The sequence below is a fragment of the Synechococcus sp. 65AY6A5 genome, from assembly GCF_002760415.1.
Lineage (GTDB): Bacteria > Cyanobacteriota > Cyanobacteriia > Thermostichales > Thermostichaceae > Thermostichus.
This window is the reverse complement of sequence record NZ_AXUW01000001.1, coordinates 89120-107440: the sequence shown is the minus strand read 5'-3', so window position 1 is coordinate 107440 and position 18321 is coordinate 89120. Positions and strand designations below refer to the sequence as shown.

General features: G+C 61.1%; 20 protein-coding genes and 1 tRNA gene. 8 read left to right on the top strand and 13 right to left on the bottom strand.

Annotation, left to right across the window (positions count from 1 at the left end; genetic code table 11):
- On the top strand, positions 1-201 hold a 201-nt coding region (locus SYN65AY6A5_RS00485; RefSeq protein ID WP_143597118.1), incomplete at its 5' end, for a transposase.
- Here the strand turns inward: SYN65AY6A5_RS00485 and SYN65AY6A5_RS14620 are convergent.
- On the bottom strand, positions 120-824 hold the full coding sequence (locus tag SYN65AY6A5_RS14620; protein ID WP_168174229.1) for a CatB-related O-acetyltransferase: 705 nt from the start codon (positions 822-824) through the stop codon (positions 120-122). The two genes, SYN65AY6A5_RS00485 and SYN65AY6A5_RS14620, sit on opposite strands and share 82 nt — an antisense overlap.
- A 179-nt stretch (positions 825-1003) precedes the next feature.
- Between SYN65AY6A5_RS14620 and cobU the strand changes: the two genes are divergently transcribed.
- From cobU to SYN65AY6A5_RS00465, 3 genes are all read left to right on the top strand, one after another.
- A complete protein-coding gene (cobU, locus tag SYN65AY6A5_RS00475) occupies positions 1004-1567 on the top strand; it encodes a bifunctional adenosylcobinamide kinase/adenosylcobinamide-phosphate guanylyltransferase (protein WP_099835790.1) in 564 nt (187 codons plus the stop codon).
- Between the two features lie 73 nt (positions 1568-1640).
- The gene (locus SYN65AY6A5_RS00470) at positions 1641-2141 is read left to right on the top strand and encodes a CRR6 family NdhI maturation factor (RefSeq protein WP_240527833.1); all 501 of its coding nucleotides are present in this window, start codon (positions 1641-1643) and stop codon (positions 2139-2141) included.
- A 47-nt stretch (positions 2142-2188) separates the two neighbouring features.
- Entirely contained in the window at positions 2189-2683 is a 495-nt protein-coding gene (locus tag SYN65AY6A5_RS00465) for a hypothetical protein (RefSeq protein ID WP_240530954.1), read from the top strand.
- Positions 2684-2803: 120 nt separating this feature from the next.
- Here SYN65AY6A5_RS00465 and SYN65AY6A5_RS00460 read toward each other — a convergent pair whose 3' ends face one another.
- From SYN65AY6A5_RS00460 to SYN65AY6A5_RS00430, 7 genes are all read right to left on the bottom strand, one after another.
- On the bottom strand, positions 2804-3289 hold the full coding sequence (locus tag SYN65AY6A5_RS00460) for a YbhB/YbcL family Raf kinase inhibitor-like protein (protein WP_240527831.1): 486 nt from the start codon (positions 3287-3289) through the stop codon (positions 2804-2806).
- Positions 3290-3377: 88 nt separating this feature from the next.
- Positions 3378-3462: transfer RNA gene (locus tag SYN65AY6A5_RS00455), tRNA-Ser, on the bottom strand.
- Between the two features lie 79 nt (positions 3463-3541).
- Positions 3542-3958, bottom strand: a complete 417-nt coding sequence (locus tag SYN65AY6A5_RS00450) for a DUF2358 domain-containing protein (RefSeq protein ID WP_011431055.1) — start codon at positions 3956-3958, stop codon at positions 3542-3544.
- A complete protein-coding gene (locus tag SYN65AY6A5_RS00445) occupies positions 3955-4752 on the bottom strand; it encodes an MBL fold metallo-hydrolase (RefSeq protein ID WP_011431056.1) in 798 nt (265 codons plus the stop codon). The genes SYN65AY6A5_RS00450 and SYN65AY6A5_RS00445 overlap by 4 nt, the downstream gene beginning before the upstream one ends.
- Before the next feature lie 4 nt (positions 4753-4756).
- Positions 4757-6097, bottom strand: a complete 1341-nt coding sequence (locus tag SYN65AY6A5_RS00440; protein WP_011431057.1) for a TldD/PmbA family protein — start codon at positions 6095-6097, stop codon at positions 4757-4759.
- Between the two features lie 12 nt (positions 6098-6109).
- Positions 6110-7030, bottom strand: coding sequence for a DUF4351 domain-containing protein (locus SYN65AY6A5_RS13900; RefSeq protein ID WP_168174228.1), 921 nt, complete (start codon positions 7028-7030; stop codon positions 6110-6112).
- A gap of 15 nt (positions 7031-7045) precedes the next feature.
- The gene (locus SYN65AY6A5_RS00430; protein WP_011431062.1) at positions 7046-8506 is read right to left on the bottom strand and encodes a TldD/PmbA family protein; all 1461 of its coding nucleotides are present in this window, start codon (positions 8504-8506) and stop codon (positions 7046-7048) included.
- Positions 8507-8796: 290 nt separating this feature from the next.
- On the opposite strand from SYN65AY6A5_RS00430, the gene SYN65AY6A5_RS00425 reads away from it, so the two are divergent.
- Positions 8797-9417 carry a uracil-DNA glycosylase gene (locus tag SYN65AY6A5_RS00425; protein ID WP_099813338.1) on the top strand — a complete coding sequence of 207 codons (621 nt, stop codon included), beginning with the start codon at positions 8797-8799 and terminating at the stop codon, positions 9415-9417.
- Between the two features lie 80 nt (positions 9418-9497).
- Here SYN65AY6A5_RS00425 and SYN65AY6A5_RS00420 read toward each other — a convergent pair whose 3' ends face one another.
- Entirely contained in the window at positions 9498-10346 is an 849-nt protein-coding gene (locus SYN65AY6A5_RS00420; protein ID WP_011431064.1) for a methyltransferase domain-containing protein, read from the bottom strand.
- A 122-nt stretch (positions 10347-10468) separates the two neighbouring features.
- On the opposite strand from SYN65AY6A5_RS00420, the gene SYN65AY6A5_RS00415 reads away from it, so the two are divergent.
- Positions 10469-12076, top strand: a complete 1608-nt coding sequence (locus tag SYN65AY6A5_RS00415) for a radical SAM protein (RefSeq protein WP_099883699.1) — start codon at positions 10469-10471, stop codon at positions 12074-12076.
- Positions 12077-12096: 20 nt separating this feature from the next.
- Here the strand turns inward: SYN65AY6A5_RS00415 and rbsK are convergent, their stop codons facing one another.
- Positions 12097-13026 carry a ribokinase gene (gene rbsK / locus SYN65AY6A5_RS00410; RefSeq protein WP_099883697.1) on the bottom strand — a complete coding sequence of 310 codons (930 nt, stop codon included), beginning with the start codon at positions 13024-13026 and terminating at the stop codon, positions 12097-12099.
- 120 nt (positions 13027-13146) lie between these two features.
- Here rbsK and SYN65AY6A5_RS00405 point away from each other — a divergent pair, with 120 nt between their 5' ends.
- Positions 13147-13458, top strand: a complete 312-nt coding sequence (locus SYN65AY6A5_RS00405) for a YbjQ family protein (protein WP_099884462.1) — start codon at positions 13147-13149, stop codon at positions 13456-13458.
- Positions 13459-13463: 5 nt separating this feature from the next.
- Here the strand turns inward: SYN65AY6A5_RS00405 and SYN65AY6A5_RS00400 are convergent, their stop codons facing one another.
- Together SYN65AY6A5_RS00400 and SYN65AY6A5_RS00395 are read right to left on the bottom strand one after the other, a co-directional pair.
- Positions 13464-14213 carry a YebC/PmpR family DNA-binding transcriptional regulator gene (locus SYN65AY6A5_RS00400; RefSeq protein WP_099883695.1) on the bottom strand — a complete coding sequence of 250 codons (750 nt, stop codon included), beginning with the start codon at positions 14211-14213 and terminating at the stop codon, positions 13464-13466.
- Positions 14214-14308: 95 nt separating this feature from the next.
- Positions 14309-14908: a hypothetical protein gene (locus SYN65AY6A5_RS00395; RefSeq protein ID WP_240530953.1), complete on the bottom strand. Its 600-nt coding sequence runs from the start codon at positions 14906-14908 to the stop codon at positions 14309-14311.
- A gap of 400 nt (positions 14909-15308) precedes the next feature.
- Here SYN65AY6A5_RS00395 and SYN65AY6A5_RS14215 point away from each other — a divergent pair, with 400 nt between their 5' ends.
- Complete coding sequence (locus SYN65AY6A5_RS14215) at positions 15309-16019, top strand: hypothetical protein (RefSeq protein ID WP_099812891.1); 711 nt, start codon at positions 15309-15311, stop codon at positions 16017-16019.
- Here SYN65AY6A5_RS14215 and SYN65AY6A5_RS14615 read toward each other — a convergent pair.
- A complete protein-coding gene (locus SYN65AY6A5_RS14615) occupies positions 16016-18133 on the bottom strand; it encodes a serine/threonine-protein kinase (protein WP_099883691.1) in 2118 nt (705 codons plus the stop codon). The two genes, SYN65AY6A5_RS14215 and SYN65AY6A5_RS14615, sit on opposite strands and share 4 nt — an antisense overlap.
- Between the last annotated feature and the right edge of the window lie 188 nt (positions 18134-18321).

The window sequence follows — 18321 nt, the reverse complement described above, 5'->3', positions numbered from 1 at the left end:
GATGTTCAGGTCTCAAAGCTGGTGAACAACCTGAAAACAGTCTCCAGCCGGTTGATTCGCAAAGAGTTCGCCACAGAGGTGGCACGGTTCTACAGCAAGCCTGTATTTTGGACAGGGACCTATTTTGTTGCCTCTTGTGGTGGGGTCACCGTTGAGGAGTTGAAGAAGTATGTCGAGCAGCAGGCAACGCCCAGATTGTGAGACTCAGGGGCATTGAACCCCTTCGTCTCACCGCCTATCCTCCAGCCCGCCAAGCTGCGCTGTGGCGGGAGTACCCCGGAGGTTCTGATGGCTTCAAGAGGCCAATCCCACCAAGCAAGCTGGTTGAGCTGCTCGATGACGTCGGGTGAAAAGCGGTAGCGAACGACTTTGGCTGGCACCCCTGCAACAACTGCATATGGCGGGACGTCTCTCGTCACCACGGCAGCCATTCCAACAACCGCCCCGTTTCCAATCGTCACCCCTGAGCGAATCATAGCGCCATAGCCGATCCAAACGTCATGCCCAACCTGAATATCTCCCCGGGTCAGAGGGTGACCTTCCAAAGCCCGCAGTTCGCTCCAGAACTCAGGTAGATGAGTAAAAGGATAAGTAGTTGCCCATTCAGTGTGGTGCTCATAGCCTGCAAAAAAATGAACCCCTTTTGCAATTGAGCAGCAGCGGCCAATCTTTACCCGCGAAGGCTCTCCCATCCAATGAATGAAGAGCTCCACTGCATAGGTCAGGGGGCCGACAGTAAGCAAGGGAAATGGTTCCAAGCCTTGGTAGTAGGCAAAGTACGTTTTGTCCTCCAGTTGAGGACTATGTTCAATGCAGATGGCCATAAAACCTCCGGCTGCTGGATTGGGGTCTGCCAAGATCAATTTCCAAAACGTGAGCCTAAGTAGAATATGCCCAAGCTCCAGGCAGGGGGGTTCCAGGGTTTGCACGGCAACTGAAGCAGAAGCGTAGGGGGTCTACCGACTGCCAAGCTACTCTAGCAATAGACTTTCCTCTTCAGGCAATGCCAATTGTGCTTATCTGTGGCCCTGCCCGCTGCGGCAAGAGTCGGCTGGCGGAGAGCCTGGCGGCTGCTTCCGGCCTGCCGGTCGTCTATCTGGCCACCGGCCCCAAGCCCGATCCCCAAGCCGACCCAGAGTGGGCGGAGCGGGTTCAGCAGCACCGGCAACGGCGTCCTCCCACTTGGCAAACCTGGGAAACCGGGCCCGACCTGGGGGCCGACCTGCAAAAGCTGTCTCAGCCCTGTTGTGCCCTGGTGGACTCTCTAGGCGGCTGGGTGGCGCAGGGTCTGGAGTGTTCCCCGGAGGAGTGGGATCCCTTGGTGGACGCTTTCTTGTCGGCCTTGCAGAGCTGGGCAGGAAAGGCGATCTTGGTCTCAGAAGAGGTAGGCTGGGGAGTGGTGCCCGCCTATCCGCTGGGGCGTCGGTTTCGCGATCGGATGGGAGAGCTCACCCAAAAGCTGGCCCCGCTGGCAGATCAGGTGTTCTTGGTGGCAGCAGGCTTTGTCCTCGACCTAGCTCGGCTGGGGATCCCGCTGGCAGGAGGGAATGGCCCAGAGCTGAGATAAGCTGCAAGGGGTTGACGGATGGGGTATCTTGCTTGCGGAAGCCCTCGCCTGGATCAAGACTGGGTTAAAGCGATTGCTTGTCGCCGTGCCAATTACCTTCCACCTACCTGCCAAAGCCATCCAGGCCTTGGATTTGACCCCGGGCCATGAATTGGTGAAAACCTTGATGGCGGATCCCGTTGGCGCCGCTCAGCAGGTACAGTGCGCCATCGATTGGCCGCGCAGCCCCGACGATCCGCGGGAGCTGTCGGAGATCCCAGAAGTGCGCCTGTGGTTCATCCGCTGGGATACGGTTTACCCCTGGATGCCCTACTTTCTCGATTGGCGCAGCGGCGAGCTGGCCCGCTACGCCGCTATGCTGGTGCCCCACCAATTCAACCCCCGCGAAGGGATCGTCTACAACCCGGAGGCGTTGGAGATCTTCGTCTACCAGAAGATTTTTGTGCTGATGCGCTGGTTTAAGCAGCAGAAACTGGGATCTGTCTCGATGCTGCGGGACATGGCCTTGGTGTTTGGCTTTGAGGTGCAACCCGAGTTTCTGAGCCTCTGGGAAGCCGAGACGGGGGAACCATGAGAGTGATGGTAGCAGACACCTGGCCTGGAAGTCGGGCAGCACCAGGAGTGGCAGACTCCTGGCAGCAGGCGGTGCAACGCCCTTGGGGCCTGCTCGAAGTGGATCCCAGACCTTCCGAAGCCCAGCTTAGAACCCTCTGGCAGCAGATTGCTGCCTGGAAGGGAGAGAAGGCCCCGCTGCTGGTGGTGCCTGGCAGCCTGGCCGATCCGATAGGGCCCGGCCAAACCTGGGCTGACCTAGCCCATGCCTGGGGGTTTGACGTGCTCTTGACGCTGCCCCAAGAGGCTGCTCTCAGCCAGGGAGCCGCTTTTGCAGCCTTGCTTCACCAAGCCAAGGCCCACTGCCTGGGATGGGTGTTGCTGGAATCTGAGTCGGCCTCCTCCCCAGAAGAAGAACCCGCTTTGATCTGGCAGTTGCAGGCCCACCTGGGGATCCCTGTCGTGGGTAGAAAAACGGCGGCGGGGCAAATTTTTTGGAGAGCGGAGATGTTGGATTTGCTTTCGGCAAGGCCCAGCTCCCGACTGGGGGCGCCCCTTGCTTGAGGTTCTCCCTTCCCAGCGAAGGGGATCCCCTTGCCCCTAGGACTCGTCGGCAGAAGGGAGCTGCCAAACCCTTGTCTGGCTTAGGCGCGGCGGCAAGCCGGGGCTTTAACCGCGGATCCCCTACCTTTTTCTTTGATAGGTGCCCATCAGTTGGGCCTGGGCAAGGAGGTGGCCTTCCATAGCCTGCAGCAGGGCTTCCTTCGTCGCCCCTGCAGCCAAAGACAGTTGCCGATCCAGGGCGTAGAGGGTGAAGAAGTAGCGGTGGGTGCCGCTGGGAGGGCAAGGGCCACCGTAGTCGTTACGCCCCCAACTGTTTTGCCCATGCACAGCCCCCTGGGGCAAATCGGCATCGCCGCGGATCCCTTCTGGCAGGCTGCTAACGCTGGTGGGCAAGTTGTAGACCACCCAGTGGACAAAGGTGCCCCTGGGCGCGTCTGGGTCATCCATGATTAGGGCAAAGCTCTGGGTTTCCGAAGGTGCCCCCGACCAGGCTAGGGGTGGAGAGAGATCTTCCCCATCACAGGTGTAGCGGGAGGGGATGGATTCTGAGTGGGAAAAAGCGGAGCTGGTGAGTTGCAAAGCCATAATTTCTTCAGGTTTCAGCAACTGGCCATATCCTGCCACACGAGGGGACTGGGGGGTGGAGGGATATAGGGGGTCTCCTGCAGCTTCTACCTGAGGCGGGCCTCGATGACGGAGAGAGTGGGATTCGAACCCACGGTGAGTTGCCCCACACAGCATTTCCAGTGCTGCGCCTTCGACCACTCGGCCATCTCTCCAGAGGAGAGAAAACGACTTTTTAGCGAGCCTAAAAAGTCAGCTTTGTAATCCTAGCAGAGGTGTGGACCGGCAGTCAGCTCATTTGGCAGCCCCGACTCCCAAAATCTGCAGCATCACCTCCCAGCGGGAGCAGCGCCAGTGGTCGATGTGGGATCCGATCAACCCTGCTTCGTTGATCTGGATTTCTGTCCAGCCGGGGACGCACAGGCGGGGACGCCAGGGCAAAAAAGCCAGGGATCCCCTCAGCGTCCACTCGCTGCGGATGTGGTTGCCGCTCTGGTGGATGTCGTGCAGCTCGAGGTGGATATCCTGCAGCCAGCGTCCCAGGCTTTCGACCATGGCCCGATAGCGATCCAGGCCGCGAAACTCGTTGAGGGGATCCCGAAAATAAACTTGGGGATCGTAGATGGAGTAGGTTTGATCGCAAGGAAAGCGGGCGTAATCGGCCCGCAGGATGGCCACGAGATCGGGGGCGGCCTGAGAAGGAGGGCTCACGTCTTAACCTCAGCGGGAAGGGATACCGTCTCCCCCGGGGCAGGGCAGCACAACTGGATGGATTGGCCGGTGGCAGCGTTCAGGGATCCCAGCTTTTCCCGGAACTCCTCTAGGCTCCCCAGGGGGCGGATCTGGGCGGCAAACCAGCCGTGGTAGTCCACCTCTCCCATAGCGGTGGGAATCACCTGCTGCGGGCGCAGGGCGGCCACCACCTGCAGGGCCCGCTGCGGCCCCATGATCACCTCGCCCAAGAAGGGAAAGATCTGCCCTACCACCGGGATCAGCAGGGTGTGGATGGGGGTGAACTCCTGCTGCAGCCGCGGGCGGACATCCGGTTGGGAAAGGTGGGGCTCGTAGTAAAGCCGCGTCTGGGTCGGCAGCTCCTCCAGCAAAAAGCCCAGTTCCCGCACCGGCCCCAGGGGGGCGCCAGGAACCGCTGTGATGCCTAGATCTCCCCACTGCACGGACTGCCAGGGATCCAGGGCCTGCACCCTCATAAAGCCAAGGCTCCGCGCCACCCTGGCGGCTGTTGGAGAAGCGAAAACCGGGATCTGCTTGTCCAGCCGCTGCAGGGTGGGGGGGTGGCAGTGGTCGGGTTGGCCTTGGCTGAGGAGGATACCGTCGATTTTGGGCAGGGTTTCCGGCGTGAACGGCGGCATCTGGCGGTGCTGCAGGCGGATGAACCAGGGCAGGCCAAAGAACACCAAGGGATCCACCAGCCACGGATCCAGCAGGAAAGTCTGGGTCTGGGTATGGACTAGCCAACTGTTGAGGTCGATGCGGGTGAGTTTCATGGGGCTATTGGCCGGTGATGGAAAGATCGGCTACCCAAATGCGGGGACACAGACCACTAGGAGTGATTTGTGGCTCCGGCTCGACGTAGAAAATGGACTGCAAGAGTGCTAGAAAATCCCCCGCTACTGTCGCCGCCTCGATGCTGATGCGCTCCCCCTGGCGCACCCACCAGCCCTGGAAGGGCAGGGAAAAGGATCCCTGCAGAGGCTTGACTCCGGCATGGAGAGCCTGCAGCTCGTCAATCCAGACCACATTTTCAGCCGTGGCCAGGTCGTAGGTGCTCTCTGGCGGAGCCCCGGCAAAGACGTGGTAGTAGTGGGCTGCCACCGTCACCTTGGCGCCGATATTGGCGTGCCCCGTGGGCTGGGCCCCCAGGCGTTTGGCGGTGCCAGCGCTGTGCAAAAAGTGGGTCAGAACTCCGTTGGTAATCAGGGAAACGCGGCGGGTGGGGGTGCCTTCGCCGTCAAAGCTAATCGCGCTTACGTTAGTCGGGTGCAAGGCATCGTCACACACCGAAAGCAGCGGCGAGGCAATCTGCTGGCCCAGCGAGTCGGGGGTGGACAGGCTTTGGTTGTCCAAGATGTTCTGGGCGTTGAAGAGATTGGAGAAAGCCCCCAACAGGCTTAAAAAAGCTTCCCCAGAAAAAACCACCGTATATTTCCCCGAAGGGATCTGCGCGTACTCCAGGTGGCTGATGAGCTTCTCGGCGGCTTCTTTTACGCACCCCTGGATATCCAGCTCCTCTAGGCTGCGGGCCACCCGCATGGCGCCGGCGCTGCGGGGCTTGCGGCCTTCTTGTTCTGCTTTGCCGTAGAGAAAGACCGAGGCCAGAGTGTGGCCCTCCTGGCGCAGAGCTTGGTCGCTGTTGAGGTAAAAGCGGTCGATCTGTCGCTGGGCCAGGCCGTTGTAGGGCACCCCCTGGATGGCGGGATGGGATCCCAGCAAAGCCTTCTCGGCAGCCACCAGCTGATCTAGGAGCTCGCTGGCCAGCGCCAGGGGCCTTTTGTCATTACAGGGCTGGAGAATGGGCAGCTTCGCTTCTGGACTGAATTGGGGCGCGTGTTCCCGCACGCCGAAGTGGCTGGCCTCAAAGGCCGTCTGCAGAGCTAGTTCCAGCCCTGCTTCGTCCACATCGGTGGTGGAGGTCACCCCTACCTGGCCCTGGTCGTTCCAGGCCCGCACCGTCACACTGCAGCGGTGAGAAGCTTTTACCTGACGGGGCTCCCCCTGCTCCACCTGCACGCTGGTCTCATCCACTGCGGCTCCGTAGAGATCAAACTGGGGGATCCCCAGGTGTTTGGCGCACCTTTGCGCCTGTTCGGCCAAGAGTTCAACTTGCAGCATGTCATTCCTTCTCTACCGACGGGCCAGCCAGGCGGTCAAGTCCTCCACGCTGTTGAAATCCAGCAGCGCTTCCCCCAGCGCCTCCAGTTGCGACGGGGGCAAGGCCCAAATCCTGTTTTCCAGGGCCGGGTCAAGGGATCCCAGCTTCCGCCGCAAAAGCCGCAAAACCAGCGTTGCTTCTCCATGCTGCAGTCCCTGTTGCAGTCCCTGTTGCAATCCCTGTTGCAATCCCTGTTGCAGCCCTTGCTGCAGGCCCAGTTGCAGACCTTCTTTGCGCCCTGCTTCCAGCCCCTCCCGCAAAGCTTCCGAGCGCCACTCCTGGTAGATCACCGATTCCCTCATATCCAAAGACCTCATGATTTGCCGAATCAAACCCCGATCCAATGCTAGTCCCGCCAAAACGGCTGTTGCTGCTGCCAGTTCTCGCTGCTTGCTGGGGTCTGGCAAGCGCTCCAGCTCGGCAACGACTTCTCGTAAGGTTTCTACAGGATCCTCCACCTGGCTTAAGACCCGAAAAGGCAGCAGGGCTGGCCAATCGACGTTGGTTGGCAAGTTGCATTCCCACAGGCGAATGACCTCAAACTCGTGGCTCAGCCGTTCTAGGCGAAAGGAAGTTTGGAAAACTCGCTCCGAGGTCGTTTTGCGCAGATAAATCACCACCTGATGCACAGGTAGCTGTGGATATTTCCGGTAAAGGCGCAGCCGATAGTCGGCCATGCGAAAGGGGATTTCAGGATCTGGATCTGTTTGAAATTCCAGGTGCAAAATGCCCTGCTGCAGCCCCAGCAAAATAACAGAATCTGCTCGAACAGGTTCCTCCGAAAGTTCTGTGGGCAACATTTGCACCGGCTCAGCCACTTCTCCCACTAGCCAACGGGCAAACTGCTCCGGGAAGCGCTCTGCCAGGTACTTGCAGACGTTGTCGTAAGCCATGGGGGATCCCTGGGCCTAGCGCCCGCCCACGGTGATGGCGTCCACCTTGATGTGGGGCTGGCCGACGGTGACGTAGATGCTGCCGCTGACAGAACCACAGAAGCCAGGGGCCAGGCGGAGATCCTTGGAGCACATGGAGATCTTGGTCAGGATATCCTTGGCTTCCCCGATTAAAGTGGCTCCCTTGAGGGGCTTGGTGATCTTGCCGTTTTGGATGAGATAGGCTTCTTCCACGGCAAAGTTAAATTGGCCGGTGGGGCCGACGCTGCCGCCCCCCATGCGCTTGCAGTAGATGCCTTTGTCGATAGAGGCAAACAGGTCGTCCAGTTCGGCGTCGCCGGGGGCGATGTAGGTGTTGCGCATGCGGCTGGCGGCGGCAAAGGTGTAGTTTTGCCGGCGACCGCTGCCGGTGCGGGGATGGCCGGTGCGCATCGAGCCGGCCCGGTCGGCCAGGAAGTTCTTCAAAATGCCCTTTTCAATGAGCAAAGTGCGCTGGACGGGCATGCCCTCGTCGTCCACATCCAAGCTGCCAAAGGCCCCCTCGGAAAGCCCCTCGTCCCAGGCGGTGAGGTTTTTGTGGGCAATCTTCTGGCCTTTTTTGTCGGCAAAGGGGGTGGTTTTGCGCTCAATTTGGGTGGTTTCCAAGAGATGCCCACAGGCCTCGTGGAAGATGACGCCGCCAAAGGCGTTGGACATCACAATGGGGTAGGTGCCCGATTCCACGTAGTCGGCATAGAGCATCTGGCCGGCAGCCTCTGCCAGCTCCTGGCTGTGGGCCACAAGATCCCAGCGGCGCAAAAAGTCGGGATCCCCGGTGCCCCCCGCGCGCTGGCTAACGGAAGCGCGATGATCCCCGTCGGCACAGAGCAGGGTAGAGCTGACCGACTGGGTAAGGCGGATGTCGCGCACAAAGGTGCCGTCGCTGCAGGCTACCAGGATCTCCTGCCAGTCGCGGAAGTAGTTGGTGCGGCGGGACTGGATGTGGTGAGCTTGCCGCTTGAGCTCTGCGTTGGCCCGCCCCAAGATCTCCCCCATCTCGGCAAGGGAGCTGCATTCTTTGAGCCAGCCGTCTTTGCGGCGGCGCTCGGCGTAGTCCTGCAAGATCCCCAAGTTGACAGGGGAGACCAAGGCGGCAGGGCCTGGGGGGGTAAGGCCCATCAAGAGCAGGCCTTTTTCCAGGGCGGCTTTGAGGCCGGCAAAGGAGAGATCGTTGGTGCTGACGTAGCAGTCGGCCAGGCCGCGGAACACCCGCACGCCGGCGCCAGTGGCAAGCCGAGGGGTGATGCTGGTGATGGCGTCGTCTTCGGCCAGGCAGCTGATGGAGTTAACCCGCTCCAGGAAGATCTCCACCAGGTCGGCGCCAGCAGCCCGCCCCCAGCCTAAGAGAGTTGCAAGGGGATCCCGCCAGTCTTCGTCGAAGCGCTGCAGGGTGGGACGATAGTCGAGGTTGGGCAGTTCTTTGGACAAAAGCAGCATAGGAGGCCGAGAGCACTCAAAAGAGGGAAAGGGCAGGCTGAGATGCCGCCACCTTTTGTTCCCTCAGTTTAACAAGACGTAAAGGCTGCCCTTTTGGGGAAAGAGACTCCAAGCTTGACAAGGGCAGAGGAGCAGCCGAAGATCGCTGCACAAGGATCCCTCACCTTGCAATGGCTGCCAAGAAAAGATCCTCGGAGCTTCAGCCCAGCCTATTTGACGATCCCCTAGAGCCACCTGCCCCCGCTGCGGAGACGCTTCCCCAATGGGATCAGATCCCGCTCTCGGCCCAGGTGCCCATTCCCCCCGGTACCTATCGAGAACTAGAACAACTGGAGCAGCACTGCCGGGTCTGCCAGCGCTGTGAATTGGCGGCCAACCGTACCCACGTGGTGGTGCACCGCGGCAACCCCAAGGCCAAGATCGTGATCGTCGGAGAAGGGCCGGGGGAAAACGAGGATCTGCAGGGGCTGCCCTTTGTGGGCAAGTCGGGCCAGTTGCTCGACAAGATCCTGGCCTCGGTGGGCCTAGATCCGGAGCAGGATACCTACATCTGTAACGTGGTCAAATGCCGCCCTCCCCACAACCGCGTGCCCACCCAGGAGGAGATGGACGCCTGTCGGCCCTATCTGCTGGAGCAGATTCGCCTGGTGGATCCCTGGATCATTCTGTTGACGGGGGCCACTTCGGTGCGCTCTCTTTTGGGGGATAAGCGCGGCATCACCAAGATCCGCGGCGAGTGGATCCAGTGGCAGGGGCGCTGGTGTATGCCGATTTTCCACCCGGCCTATTTGCTGCGCAACCCCGACCGCACCCCCGGCAGCCCCAAGTGGCTGATGTGGCAGGATATTCAGGCGGTGAAGCAAAAGTACCTAGAACTTGCCGGCGCAACGCCGCCCCAGCCGGACTTCTGAGCTACTTTCCCTGGTATTTGGCCAGCGCCGCTACCCTCACCCCCAGCCCCTCTCCCAAGGGAGAGGGGGGTATGGGATCCCTAACTTGCAGGCTTGAAGCCGCTCAGCAGGCCGAAGCGCAGCAAGCCGCTGGCATAGGCCCGCCGCATCAGGCCCAGCCCCAGCGCCCCACGGACGGTGACCCAGCCGCTGCGCAGCAAAGCCGGGATCCACCGCCAATCGCGAGCCGAGGCGATCACCTCGTCCCAAAAGGGGGCCACCCGCTCCGACCAGTCGGCGGTGCGCAACCGCTCGAACCCCACCTGGTGGGCCAGCGCTTCATACTCCGACAAGCTGATGACATAGGGCAGGCAGTACACGTCGTAGATCTGCTGCAAAAGGCGCTCATCCTGGCGGCTCAGGGATCCCTCGCGGTGGCACCAGGTAACCACCATCATCTGCCCGCCCGGCTGCAAGACCCGCCAGCACTCGGCCAGAAACCGCCGCTTATCCGGCATGTGCTCGCCGCTTTCCAGAGCCCAGACCAGATCGAAGGTGTTGTCGGCAAAGGGCATGTCCAGGGCATCGGCCACCCAAAAGCGCACCCTGTTGCTCAGGCCGGCTGCTTGAGCGCGCTCCTCGGCCCGCTGGGCCTGGACAGGGCTGAGGGTAATGCCTGTTACCTCGGCGCCAAAGCGCCGCGCCAGCTCCAGGCTGCTCCCCCCAATGCCACAGCCGAGATCGAGGATGTGCCGGGGGGGCTTGGGATCCCCGATCTGGCCCCATTGAATGACTCGGTCGATGAGATCGATCTGGGCTTGGCGGCGATCCTTGCCGGTCTGGCCCGGCTCGTAGTAGCCGTGGTGCATGTGCTCTCCCCACACCTGCTCCCAAAGGCCAGAGGAAGCATCGTAGAAGCGGCGGATGCGTTGGTTGAGCGGAGAGGTCATCGGCAGGTGCAGGTCGGGATCCCTCTTATTCTGGACGATCTTGCCGTCCTTCCTGGCCCTGGGGGCGGGCTGGCAAAACCCCGATTAAGCTGGGAAAGTAGGCTCTTGTTGCCGCTGGGATCTTGGCCACCTCAGACTTTGCCCTCGAGCAGCTTCTCTTCACCCCGGCCACGCCCGAGCCCGACGCGGTGCGGCTGATCTACGCTTTCCCCAACACCTACTCGGTGGGGATCACCAGCCTCGGCTACCAGGTCATCTGGAGCCTGCTGGCCAGCCGCCGTGATGTGTCGGTCGCCCGCCTGTTTACCGACCTGGCCGAGCCGCTGCCGCGGGATCCTGAGCTGCTGGGCTTTTCCCTCTCCTGGGAGCTGGACTACGTCCACATCCTGGATCTGCTGGAACGACAGAGGATCCCCCTCCAGGCCGAGGCGCGGGAAGAAGCGCACCCCCTGGTTTTCGGCGGCGGCCCGGTGTTGACGGCCAACCCTGAGCCCTTTGCTGCGTTCTTTGACTTGATCCTGCTGGGGGACGGGGAGGGGCTGGTGGAGCAGATGATCCAGACCTATCGGCAGGTACGGCGGGGATCCCGCGCCGAAAAGCTGCAGGCGCTGGCCCAGGTGCCGGGGATCTACGTGCCCAGCCTCTACGAGGTGCGCTACCGCGGGCCCGACGGCCCAGTGGAGAAGGTGATCCCCAAGCTGGACGGGATCCCCAGCTCCATCCGCAAGCACACCTTCCGCGGCAACACCCTCTCGGTGTCCACCGTGGTTACCCCCAAGGCGGCCTGGGAGAGCATTTACATGGTGGAGGTGGTGCGCAGTTGTCCGGAGATGTGCCGCTTTTGCCTGGCCAGCTATCTAACATTGCCTTTTCGGGCAGCGGATGTGGAGGGACATCTGATCCCGGCGGTGGAGCGGGGGCTGCAGGTTACCCAACGGATTGGCCTTTTGGGGGCTTCGGTAACCCAGCACCCCCAGTTTGAGGAATTGCTGGAGTACCTGGCGCAGGATCGCTTTGAGCAGGTGCGCCTTAGCCTGGCCTCGGTGCGCACGGGCACGGTTACGCCTCGCTTGGCGCAAGTGCTTTCCCGCCGCGGCAGCCAGTCCATTACCGTGGCCATCGAAAGCGGCTCGGAGCGGCTGCGCCGGGTCATCAACAAAAAGCTGGCCAACGAAGAGATCCTGGCGGCGGCTGCCCACGCCCAGGCCGGCGGCCTGAAGGGGATCAAGTTCTACGGCATGGTGGGGATCCCGGCGGAAACCCAGGCCGACCTGGAGGCCACGGTTGCTCTTTTCAAGGAGCTCAAGAAGGTGGCTCCCCGCCTGCGCTTCACCCTGGGCTGCAGCACCTTTGTGCCCAAGGCCCACACCCCCTTCCAGTGGCAGGGGGTGGATCCCCAGGCGGAGAAAAAGCTGCAGTGGTATCAAAAACACCTGCGCCCCCTGGGCGTGGAGTTCCGCCCGGAAAGCTACAGTTGGTCGGTCATCCAGGCCTTGATCTCAAGAGGGGATCGGCGGGTGGCCCAGGTTTTGCAGCTAGCACGGCAGTGGGGCGATTCCCTGGGCAGCTACCGCCGCGCCTTCAAAGAGCTCAAAGGGCAACTGCCGCCCCTGGACTTCTACGTGTACCACAACTGGGATCCGGCGGATTCCCTTCCCTGGCAACACATCGAAGGCCCTCTCAGCCTGGAGCGGCTGCAGCAGCACCGCCAAGAGGCCTTTTCCGTGTAGCATGTCGTGCCTAAAATCCCCTAGGAAGGGGATTGACGGTGAGAGCCTGAAGCGGCCAGAAACGCCTCGATCTCGGCGCGGTGGGGCAAACTGGGCTGAGCGCCAGGGCGGGTTACACACAAGGCCGCAGCGGCATTGGCAAACCGCAGGGCTTCCCTCAGGGATTTGCCAGCAGCCAGGCAGGCGGCCAAAGCGCCGCAGAAGCTGTCGCCGGCAGCGGTGGTATCCACTACCGCCACAGGGTGGGCCGGCAGGTAGCCGCTTTCTCCGCCATCGGCCCAGACCAAGCCCGCTCCCCCCAAGGTGATGATCACTGTCGGGATCCCCTGCTGTTGCAAGGCTTGGGCCACTTTTTCGGCTTGCGCTGGCGTCTCCACTGGAGATTGGGCAAGGGCAGCGGCTTCGCTTTCATTGAGCACCAAGTAGCGCACCTGGCGCAACAGGGATCCCGGCAGGGGCACCACAGGGGCTGGATTGAGCAGGACGGGGATCCCTTGGGCAAAGGCCTGCTCGGCTACCGCCTGCACCGTGGCCAAGGGGATTTCCAGTTGCAACAATACCAGAGCTGCCGCTGTCCAGGGGGGCAGATGGGCGGGTGTGTAGCGACCATTAGCCCCAGGGCTGACCACGATCCGGTTTTGCCCTGCTCGATCCACAGTAATTAGGGCAATGCCGCTGGGCCCTTCCAGCTCTCGCAGATGGCGGGTATCGACGCCATTTTGATCCAAGTTCTCCTTTAGGAAACGGCCAAAGCCATCGGATCCCACCGCCCCCCACATCTCCACCTGGGCTCCCGCCCGTGCCGCTGCCACCGCTTGGTTGGCTCCCTTACCCCCAGGGTAGGTGGCGTAGTCGGATCCCAGCACCGTTTCCCCAGGGCCGGGATGGCGTGGTACCTGCACCACCAAGTCCAGATTCAAGCTCCCCACTACGCGAACTAGGGCTGTCATTGGCTAGCTGAAAAACGGTGCCCTAGATGTAGCTCATTCTAGCTCCCACCACTTGGTTGGAGAGCTTGCCACCTTGGAGAGGATTGGCTAGCTTGTGAGGGGGTGACGCGGAAACAAGCCATGCTGCTGACCACTACAGACGTGCTCCAAGGTAGAGAGGTTGAGCGTTACTTGGGCATTGTTACCGCCGAAGTAGTTTATGGCACCAATGTTCTACGGGACTTCCTTGCTAGCCTCCGCAACATCATCGGGGGACGCACAAGAACCTATGAAGAAGTTCTCGAGAATGCCCAGAAAAAGGTTTTGGAAGAGTTGGAGCAGCGAGCCAAACGTTTGGGAGCAAATGGCATCCTAGGCGTTAGCATTCATACCAACATGAGCACGACCATGATCCTCGTTACCGCCGCCGGCACCGCCGTCAAGCTGCGCTAGAACCTTTAGGCCAGGCTCTCCATCAATGCCTCGTCGATCTCAAAGTTGGCGTAGACATTTTGCACATCATCCAAGTGGTCCAGCCGCTCCATGAGGGTCAGTACCAGCTTGGCTGTCTCGGGGTCCTCCACATGCACCTCCGTAGAGGGGATCCAGCGAATGGCCGCCTCTTGCACCTGGTAGCCCTCTTTTTTAAGGGAGGTGGCCACCTGCTCCAGCAGGGTGTAATCGCAATAGACCTCTGCGGCGGTTCCCTCCACCTTGAGATCCTCCCCTCCTGCTTCGGCTACCGCTAGCAGCAGAGCTTCGGGATCTGTCACCCCCTCTAGGCTAATCACCCCTTTTTGCCGGAACAGCCAGCTGACGCAGCCGCTTTCCCCCAAGCTGCCGCCAACTTTGCTGAAGGCCTCCCGCACCTCGGCAGCCGTGCGGTTGCGGTTATCGGTCATGGCCTCGATTAAGACAGCTACCCCCCCAGGGCCGTAGCCTTCGTAGCGAATTTCCTCCAGGGGGCTGTCGTCGGCCCAGTTGCCGGATCCCTTGGCGATGGCCCGTTCAATGTTCTCGGCGGGCATGCCTGCCGCTTTGGCTTTCTCCACCGCTGAGCGCAGCCGAAAATTTGCTTCCGGGTCTGGCAGGCCGCTGCGCGCTGCCACAATGATGGCTCGGGAAAGTTTGGTAAACAGGCTGCCTTTTCTAGCATCTACGCGGGCTTTTTGCCGTTTAATGTTGGCCCATTTACTGTGTCCTGCCATGCTGTGCCCACCAGTCAAGCAATCCACGGGGAGGGATCCCCTAACTCTGAAGCCTAGATCACCACCTGCTCAGGTCTCAACCCCAGAGGTGCAGGTCAGGGCTGAATGGGTTGCCGCTCGATCACGCCCCCCGGTGGCGGTGGAGCTTCCGGCGTTGCTTGAGGTGTAGGCGTTGGTGTCTCTATAGGAGCTGGCGTGGGAGGCAAAGGAGGCACAGGCTCTTCAAACACGGCTCCAGGCGGAGGGGTTGGGGTTTGCGGCCGAGTTAAAAAGGGCCTTACCTGTTCCAGCAGCTCGGCATAGAAGATTCCATCCTGCTCTGGCCCAAAGCGGCCTACCGCCCAGCGGTGACGGGGCACAAACAGCGTTTGCAGCAGCACCTCTCGACTGGCGAAAGAGGGGGTGCCCACAAAGACATAGCCATCGACGATGACACGGTTCAAGTCAGGCCGAGTTTGAAACACCCGGTCCACCTCCCGCAGCATCTCCGCATCCAGCCGCTCCAGCAGAGTTTCCAGCGTATCCTCAGGCCTGACCAAAACTCGCACCTGAAAGCGATAGCCTTCGCAGCGATAATCTCCGCAGAGTTTAACCAGCTCGTTTCGCACCCGAATCTGCGCCGCCGGATCGATGTCCCTCACCGGCAGGAAGACTTCTGGCTCTGGCTGTTGTTCTGCTTCCTGTGCCCAGGTCAAGGGCTGGCTGCTCCACGCCCTCAACAGCAGGGATCCAAACAACAAGGCAAGTCCCCACCCTCCAAGGGGGAGGCTCCAGCCCAGGCTGCCCCGCTTAGGGCGTTGGGAAAAGAAGGGATCGCGATCCCGATTCGGGCTACTCAGCGGACTGTTCATAACCAATACGGCAGCGATGGCTACCGCCAACTCTACCCAACATCTGGCGAAGAGGCACTAAGCCGGAGAGAAAACGGAGTCGCTCTTGCTGGACATCGCTGCTCTAGGGATCCAGAAGCAGCTCAACAGAAAGACAGCACCCCAAATCAAGAGGAGAGCATCGTTGGCTGAGCTCTGTTCGCTGCAGCTTGCCGAGGTGGCTGTATTCTGGAGAAGCTAATGATCCTGTGGCAGAGGAGTGTCTATGCCATTGCCGGCATCGAAGGTTTTTGGATCCCAGGTGGGATTTTTCTGGGGTTTACTGGCCTCGACTGTACTCTTGGCAGGCTGTGGGGGAGGTGGGGGGACGGTGCCGCCTCCGGTCAATGTTTGCGAGCAAGCCTTTAGCCCAGAGTTTTTCGCAGCGATTGGCCTGCGCCGCCCAGGAGATAGCCGCAGCGGAACCTTGGGGCCGAATAGCCTTTTGGAGTTCTACTACGATAGCGCCGGCGAGATTCAAAATGCCCGGGAAGTTCCACCGCCGCCCGGCACCTTCACCTTTTACTCAGATGGATTTCTCTACTTTCCTTCTGCAGCCAACGTTACCGGAGTTACCATCCGGCTGACCAGCCCGGCTTTCGATCCGCTGTTGGTCATCGGTGCCTTTGATACCGGCAGAAACTTGGATCGGAATATCCTTTTTGTTAACGATGATGCCGCCCCTGGCAACTTTACCACCTCCCAGCTCACGATCCCGGTGCGGCAAGACCGCTGTTACTTGATCCAGGTGCAAAGTTACTGGGCGCAAAATGCTTCCCCAACCGCTGGGCCGGGCAGCCCTGGACGAGGGCCATATACCCTCCAGGTGGTGAGCGAAACGTTTGCCACCCCTCCCCCTCCCCCTGCCATCCAGCAGAAACCGGAGGATAGGGAATCGGGAGGCGGCGGTGACCGAGGTGGCGGCGTGGGTATTTAACTCTGGCGTGTGAGCTTAATGGCAAAGCTGGCGCTGCCGCAGGTGGCCGTGCCGCGAATGGAGCGCCCGTCGGCGCTGACGGTGCCGCTCCACGTGATGGTTGGGGTACCGCTACCCCCTATCCTGCCGCTAACAGAAAGTTGGTTGCCGATAAGCTGGCCGCCGCGCTCGGAAAAGCTGGGTGAGGAAATGGTGATCTGGTTGCCGTCTTGCCGAATGGAGACGGTTTCCTCAATGCCGGTTGCAACATTAACCTTACACAGGGATCCCTGCCAGACAAAGGATCCTCCCTCATAGAGCCACTGACCGCTCAAGGCAAACTCTGGCGCAGGCGTTGGTGTTGCTGGGGCTGGCGTCGAGGTGGGCGTCGGGATCGGGGTGGGGGTAGGGGTAGGAGTACGGGGGACGAGCGGGGTAAAGCGAGGGATAGGGGTAAGCGTTGGTGTTGGCACCGGGGTGGGAGTGGGTGTTGGTGCCGGAGTTGGAGTGGGTGGCGGTGTCGGAGTTGGAGTGGGTGGCGGTGTCGGAGTCGGGGTGGGTGGCGGTGTCGGAGTCGGGGTGGGTGGCGGTGTCGGAGTCGGGGCGGGCTCGGGGGTAGGTGTTGGGGTGACTTCAGCGGTAGAAATCGGCTCCGGCTCTTCCTGAGTATCGCGGATTGTTGGGCGCGGCCAGAGCCAAAAGGCGGCCAACAAAGCCACAGCGCCTCCCCCGGCCAAGACCCACTTTAGGCTGCTGCCGGAAGGCTGGAGAACCGTTGGGGGGGCGGCTTGCGGCAGGGGACGGGTAGGGGGAGTATCCGTTCGTGGTGGGACGGGGGGATCCTGAGGGGGAGCAGCCGGAAGCGTGTTGCTGGCCTGGATGACTGTAGAGGGCGTTTCGGCAGTTTCGCCTTCAACTTTGGGGGAGGGATCCGGCGCAGCTTCTGCCGAGGGATCTGAGGGGAGAGGTTCCCGCTCGGCGATGTAATAGGGGATCCCTGCACCTGCAGGCGGGATGGGCTCATCTTCGACAAGATCCAGATCTTCATCGCGGATGTCTTCAAAGGCTCCAGAAGCCGATCCTGTATTGCCGGTGGTTTTGATCGGCGGTCTGGGATCGGAAGAGGGTGGAGCCTCGTTTTGAGCCTTGGCACCGCCGGTGGGAAGAATCACGGTACTGGCCTGGCTGCTGGGGAGTTGAGTGGCCACCGTCAGCTCATAGGCCTGCAGCAGCCGCTCCCCCAGCTCCTGCATCGTCTGCGGGCGTTCGTCCGGGTTTTTCTTCAGGCAATCCATCACCACCGCTGCCAAGGCGGGCGGGATCGGCTGCGGAGTTGTCTCCGGGTTGATCTCAAGGGGGCTTTCGTAGCAATGGGCGTGGATCCAACTGTGCAACGAGTCGGTTTCCAATTGAAAGGGCATGGATCCCGTCAGCATCTCGTAGAGCACCACCCCAAACGAGTAGATATCCGAGCGGGCATCCAGAGACTTGCCCCGTATCTGTTCAGGAGAGGCGTAACGGGCCGTGCCGATAAATCCGCCCCCTTTGTGGGTGCCTAGGCTGAGGGTGTGATCCGCCAGGGTCTTGGCCACGCCGAAGTCGAGGATTTTCAGTTGAGACGTGAGTTGGCCCTCTTGCAAGACTTGCTCGAGAAACAGGTTGCTGGGCTTGATGTCGCGGTGAATCACGCCCCGAATCTCGCGGCCATCTACCTTGGCGCGGAACGTGTGGGCAAAGTGCAGCCCTTCACAAGCCTGCAGGGCCAACCGAATGACTTGCCGAAGCGGCAGAGCCCCTTTTTCCCGCATCAGCTTGCCCAGATCCTGCCCCTTGAGGTACTCCATCACCAGGTAGGCTTGCTCGCCCTCTTGGCCGTGATCCAAAACTTTGACGATGCGGGGATGCTGTCCCAGAAGGATGCTGATGCGGATCTCTTCGGCAAAGCGGCGGCGCAAATCGATCTGGGCGTCGCCCCGGCTCAGCAGCAAGGGCGCGTGCAGGATCTTGACCGCCACCTCTTGGTGGTTGTTGTGTAAGTCCAAGGCGCGAAAGACGGATCCCATGCCGCCACCACCGATTTCTTGAATTAGCCGGTAGCGACCGCCCAAAATGCGATTGGTGAGATCAAAAGACATAGGTTTGCAGGCGCAAGAAAAGGCAGCTCAGGCCAAGATGTCCATACGATAAACCAATTGCTGGAATTCATACCCGCCCATTGCTCAGTCCAACTTCAGGGATCCCAATCTTTGACTCTCTGGAGGCCCAAGCGCTCCGCGCCGCCGGCGCGACCACCTCCAGCCCCTCTCCCAGCCCCCCTCACCCC

What these genes read in the sequence shown, in the direction of transcription:
- SYN65AY6A5_RS14620 (WP_168174229.1), bottom strand. Translation starts at nt 824, where the DNA reads ATGGCCATCTGCATTGAACATAGTCCTCAACTGGAGGACAAAACGTAC.
- cobU (WP_099835790.1), top strand. Translation starts at nt 1,004, where the DNA reads ATGCCAATTGTGCTTATCTGTGGCCCTGCCCGCTGCGGCAAGAGTCGG.
- SYN65AY6A5_RS00445 (WP_011431056.1), bottom strand. Translation starts at nt 4,752, where the DNA reads ATGAAACTCACCCGCATCGACCTCAACAGTTGGCTAGTCCATACCCAG.
- SYN65AY6A5_RS00440 (WP_011431057.1), bottom strand. Translation starts at nt 6,097, where the DNA reads ATGCTGCAAGTTGAACTCTTGGCCGAACAGGCGCAAAGGTGCGCCAAA.
- SYN65AY6A5_RS13900 (WP_168174228.1), bottom strand. Translation starts at nt 7,030, where the DNA reads ATGGCTTACGACAACGTCTGCAAGTACCTGGCAGAGCGCTTCCCGGAG.
- SYN65AY6A5_RS00430 (WP_011431062.1), bottom strand. Translation starts at nt 8,506, where the DNA reads ATGCTGCTTTTGTCCAAAGAACTGCCCAACCTCGACTATCGTCCCACC.
- SYN65AY6A5_RS00420 (WP_011431064.1), bottom strand. Translation starts at nt 10,346, where the DNA reads ATGACCTCTCCGCTCAACCAACGCATCCGCCGCTTCTACGATGCTTCC.
- rbsK (WP_099883697.1), bottom strand. Translation starts at nt 13,026, where the DNA reads ATGACAGCCCTAGTTCGCGTAGTGGGGAGCTTGAATCTGGACTTGGTG.
- SYN65AY6A5_RS00405 (WP_099884462.1), top strand. Translation starts at nt 13,147, where the DNA reads ATGCTGCTGACCACTACAGACGTGCTCCAAGGTAGAGAGGTTGAGCGT.
- SYN65AY6A5_RS00400 (WP_099883695.1), bottom strand. Translation starts at nt 14,213, where the DNA reads ATGGCAGGACACAGTAAATGGGCCAACATTAAACGGCAAAAAGCCCGC.
- SYN65AY6A5_RS14215 (WP_099812891.1), top strand. Translation starts at nt 15,309, where the DNA reads ATGCCATTGCCGGCATCGAAGGTTTTTGGATCCCAGGTGGGATTTTTC.
- SYN65AY6A5_RS14615 (WP_099883691.1), bottom strand. Translation starts at nt 18,133, where the DNA reads ATGTCTTTTGATCTCACCAATCGCATTTTGGGCGGTCGCTACCGGCTA.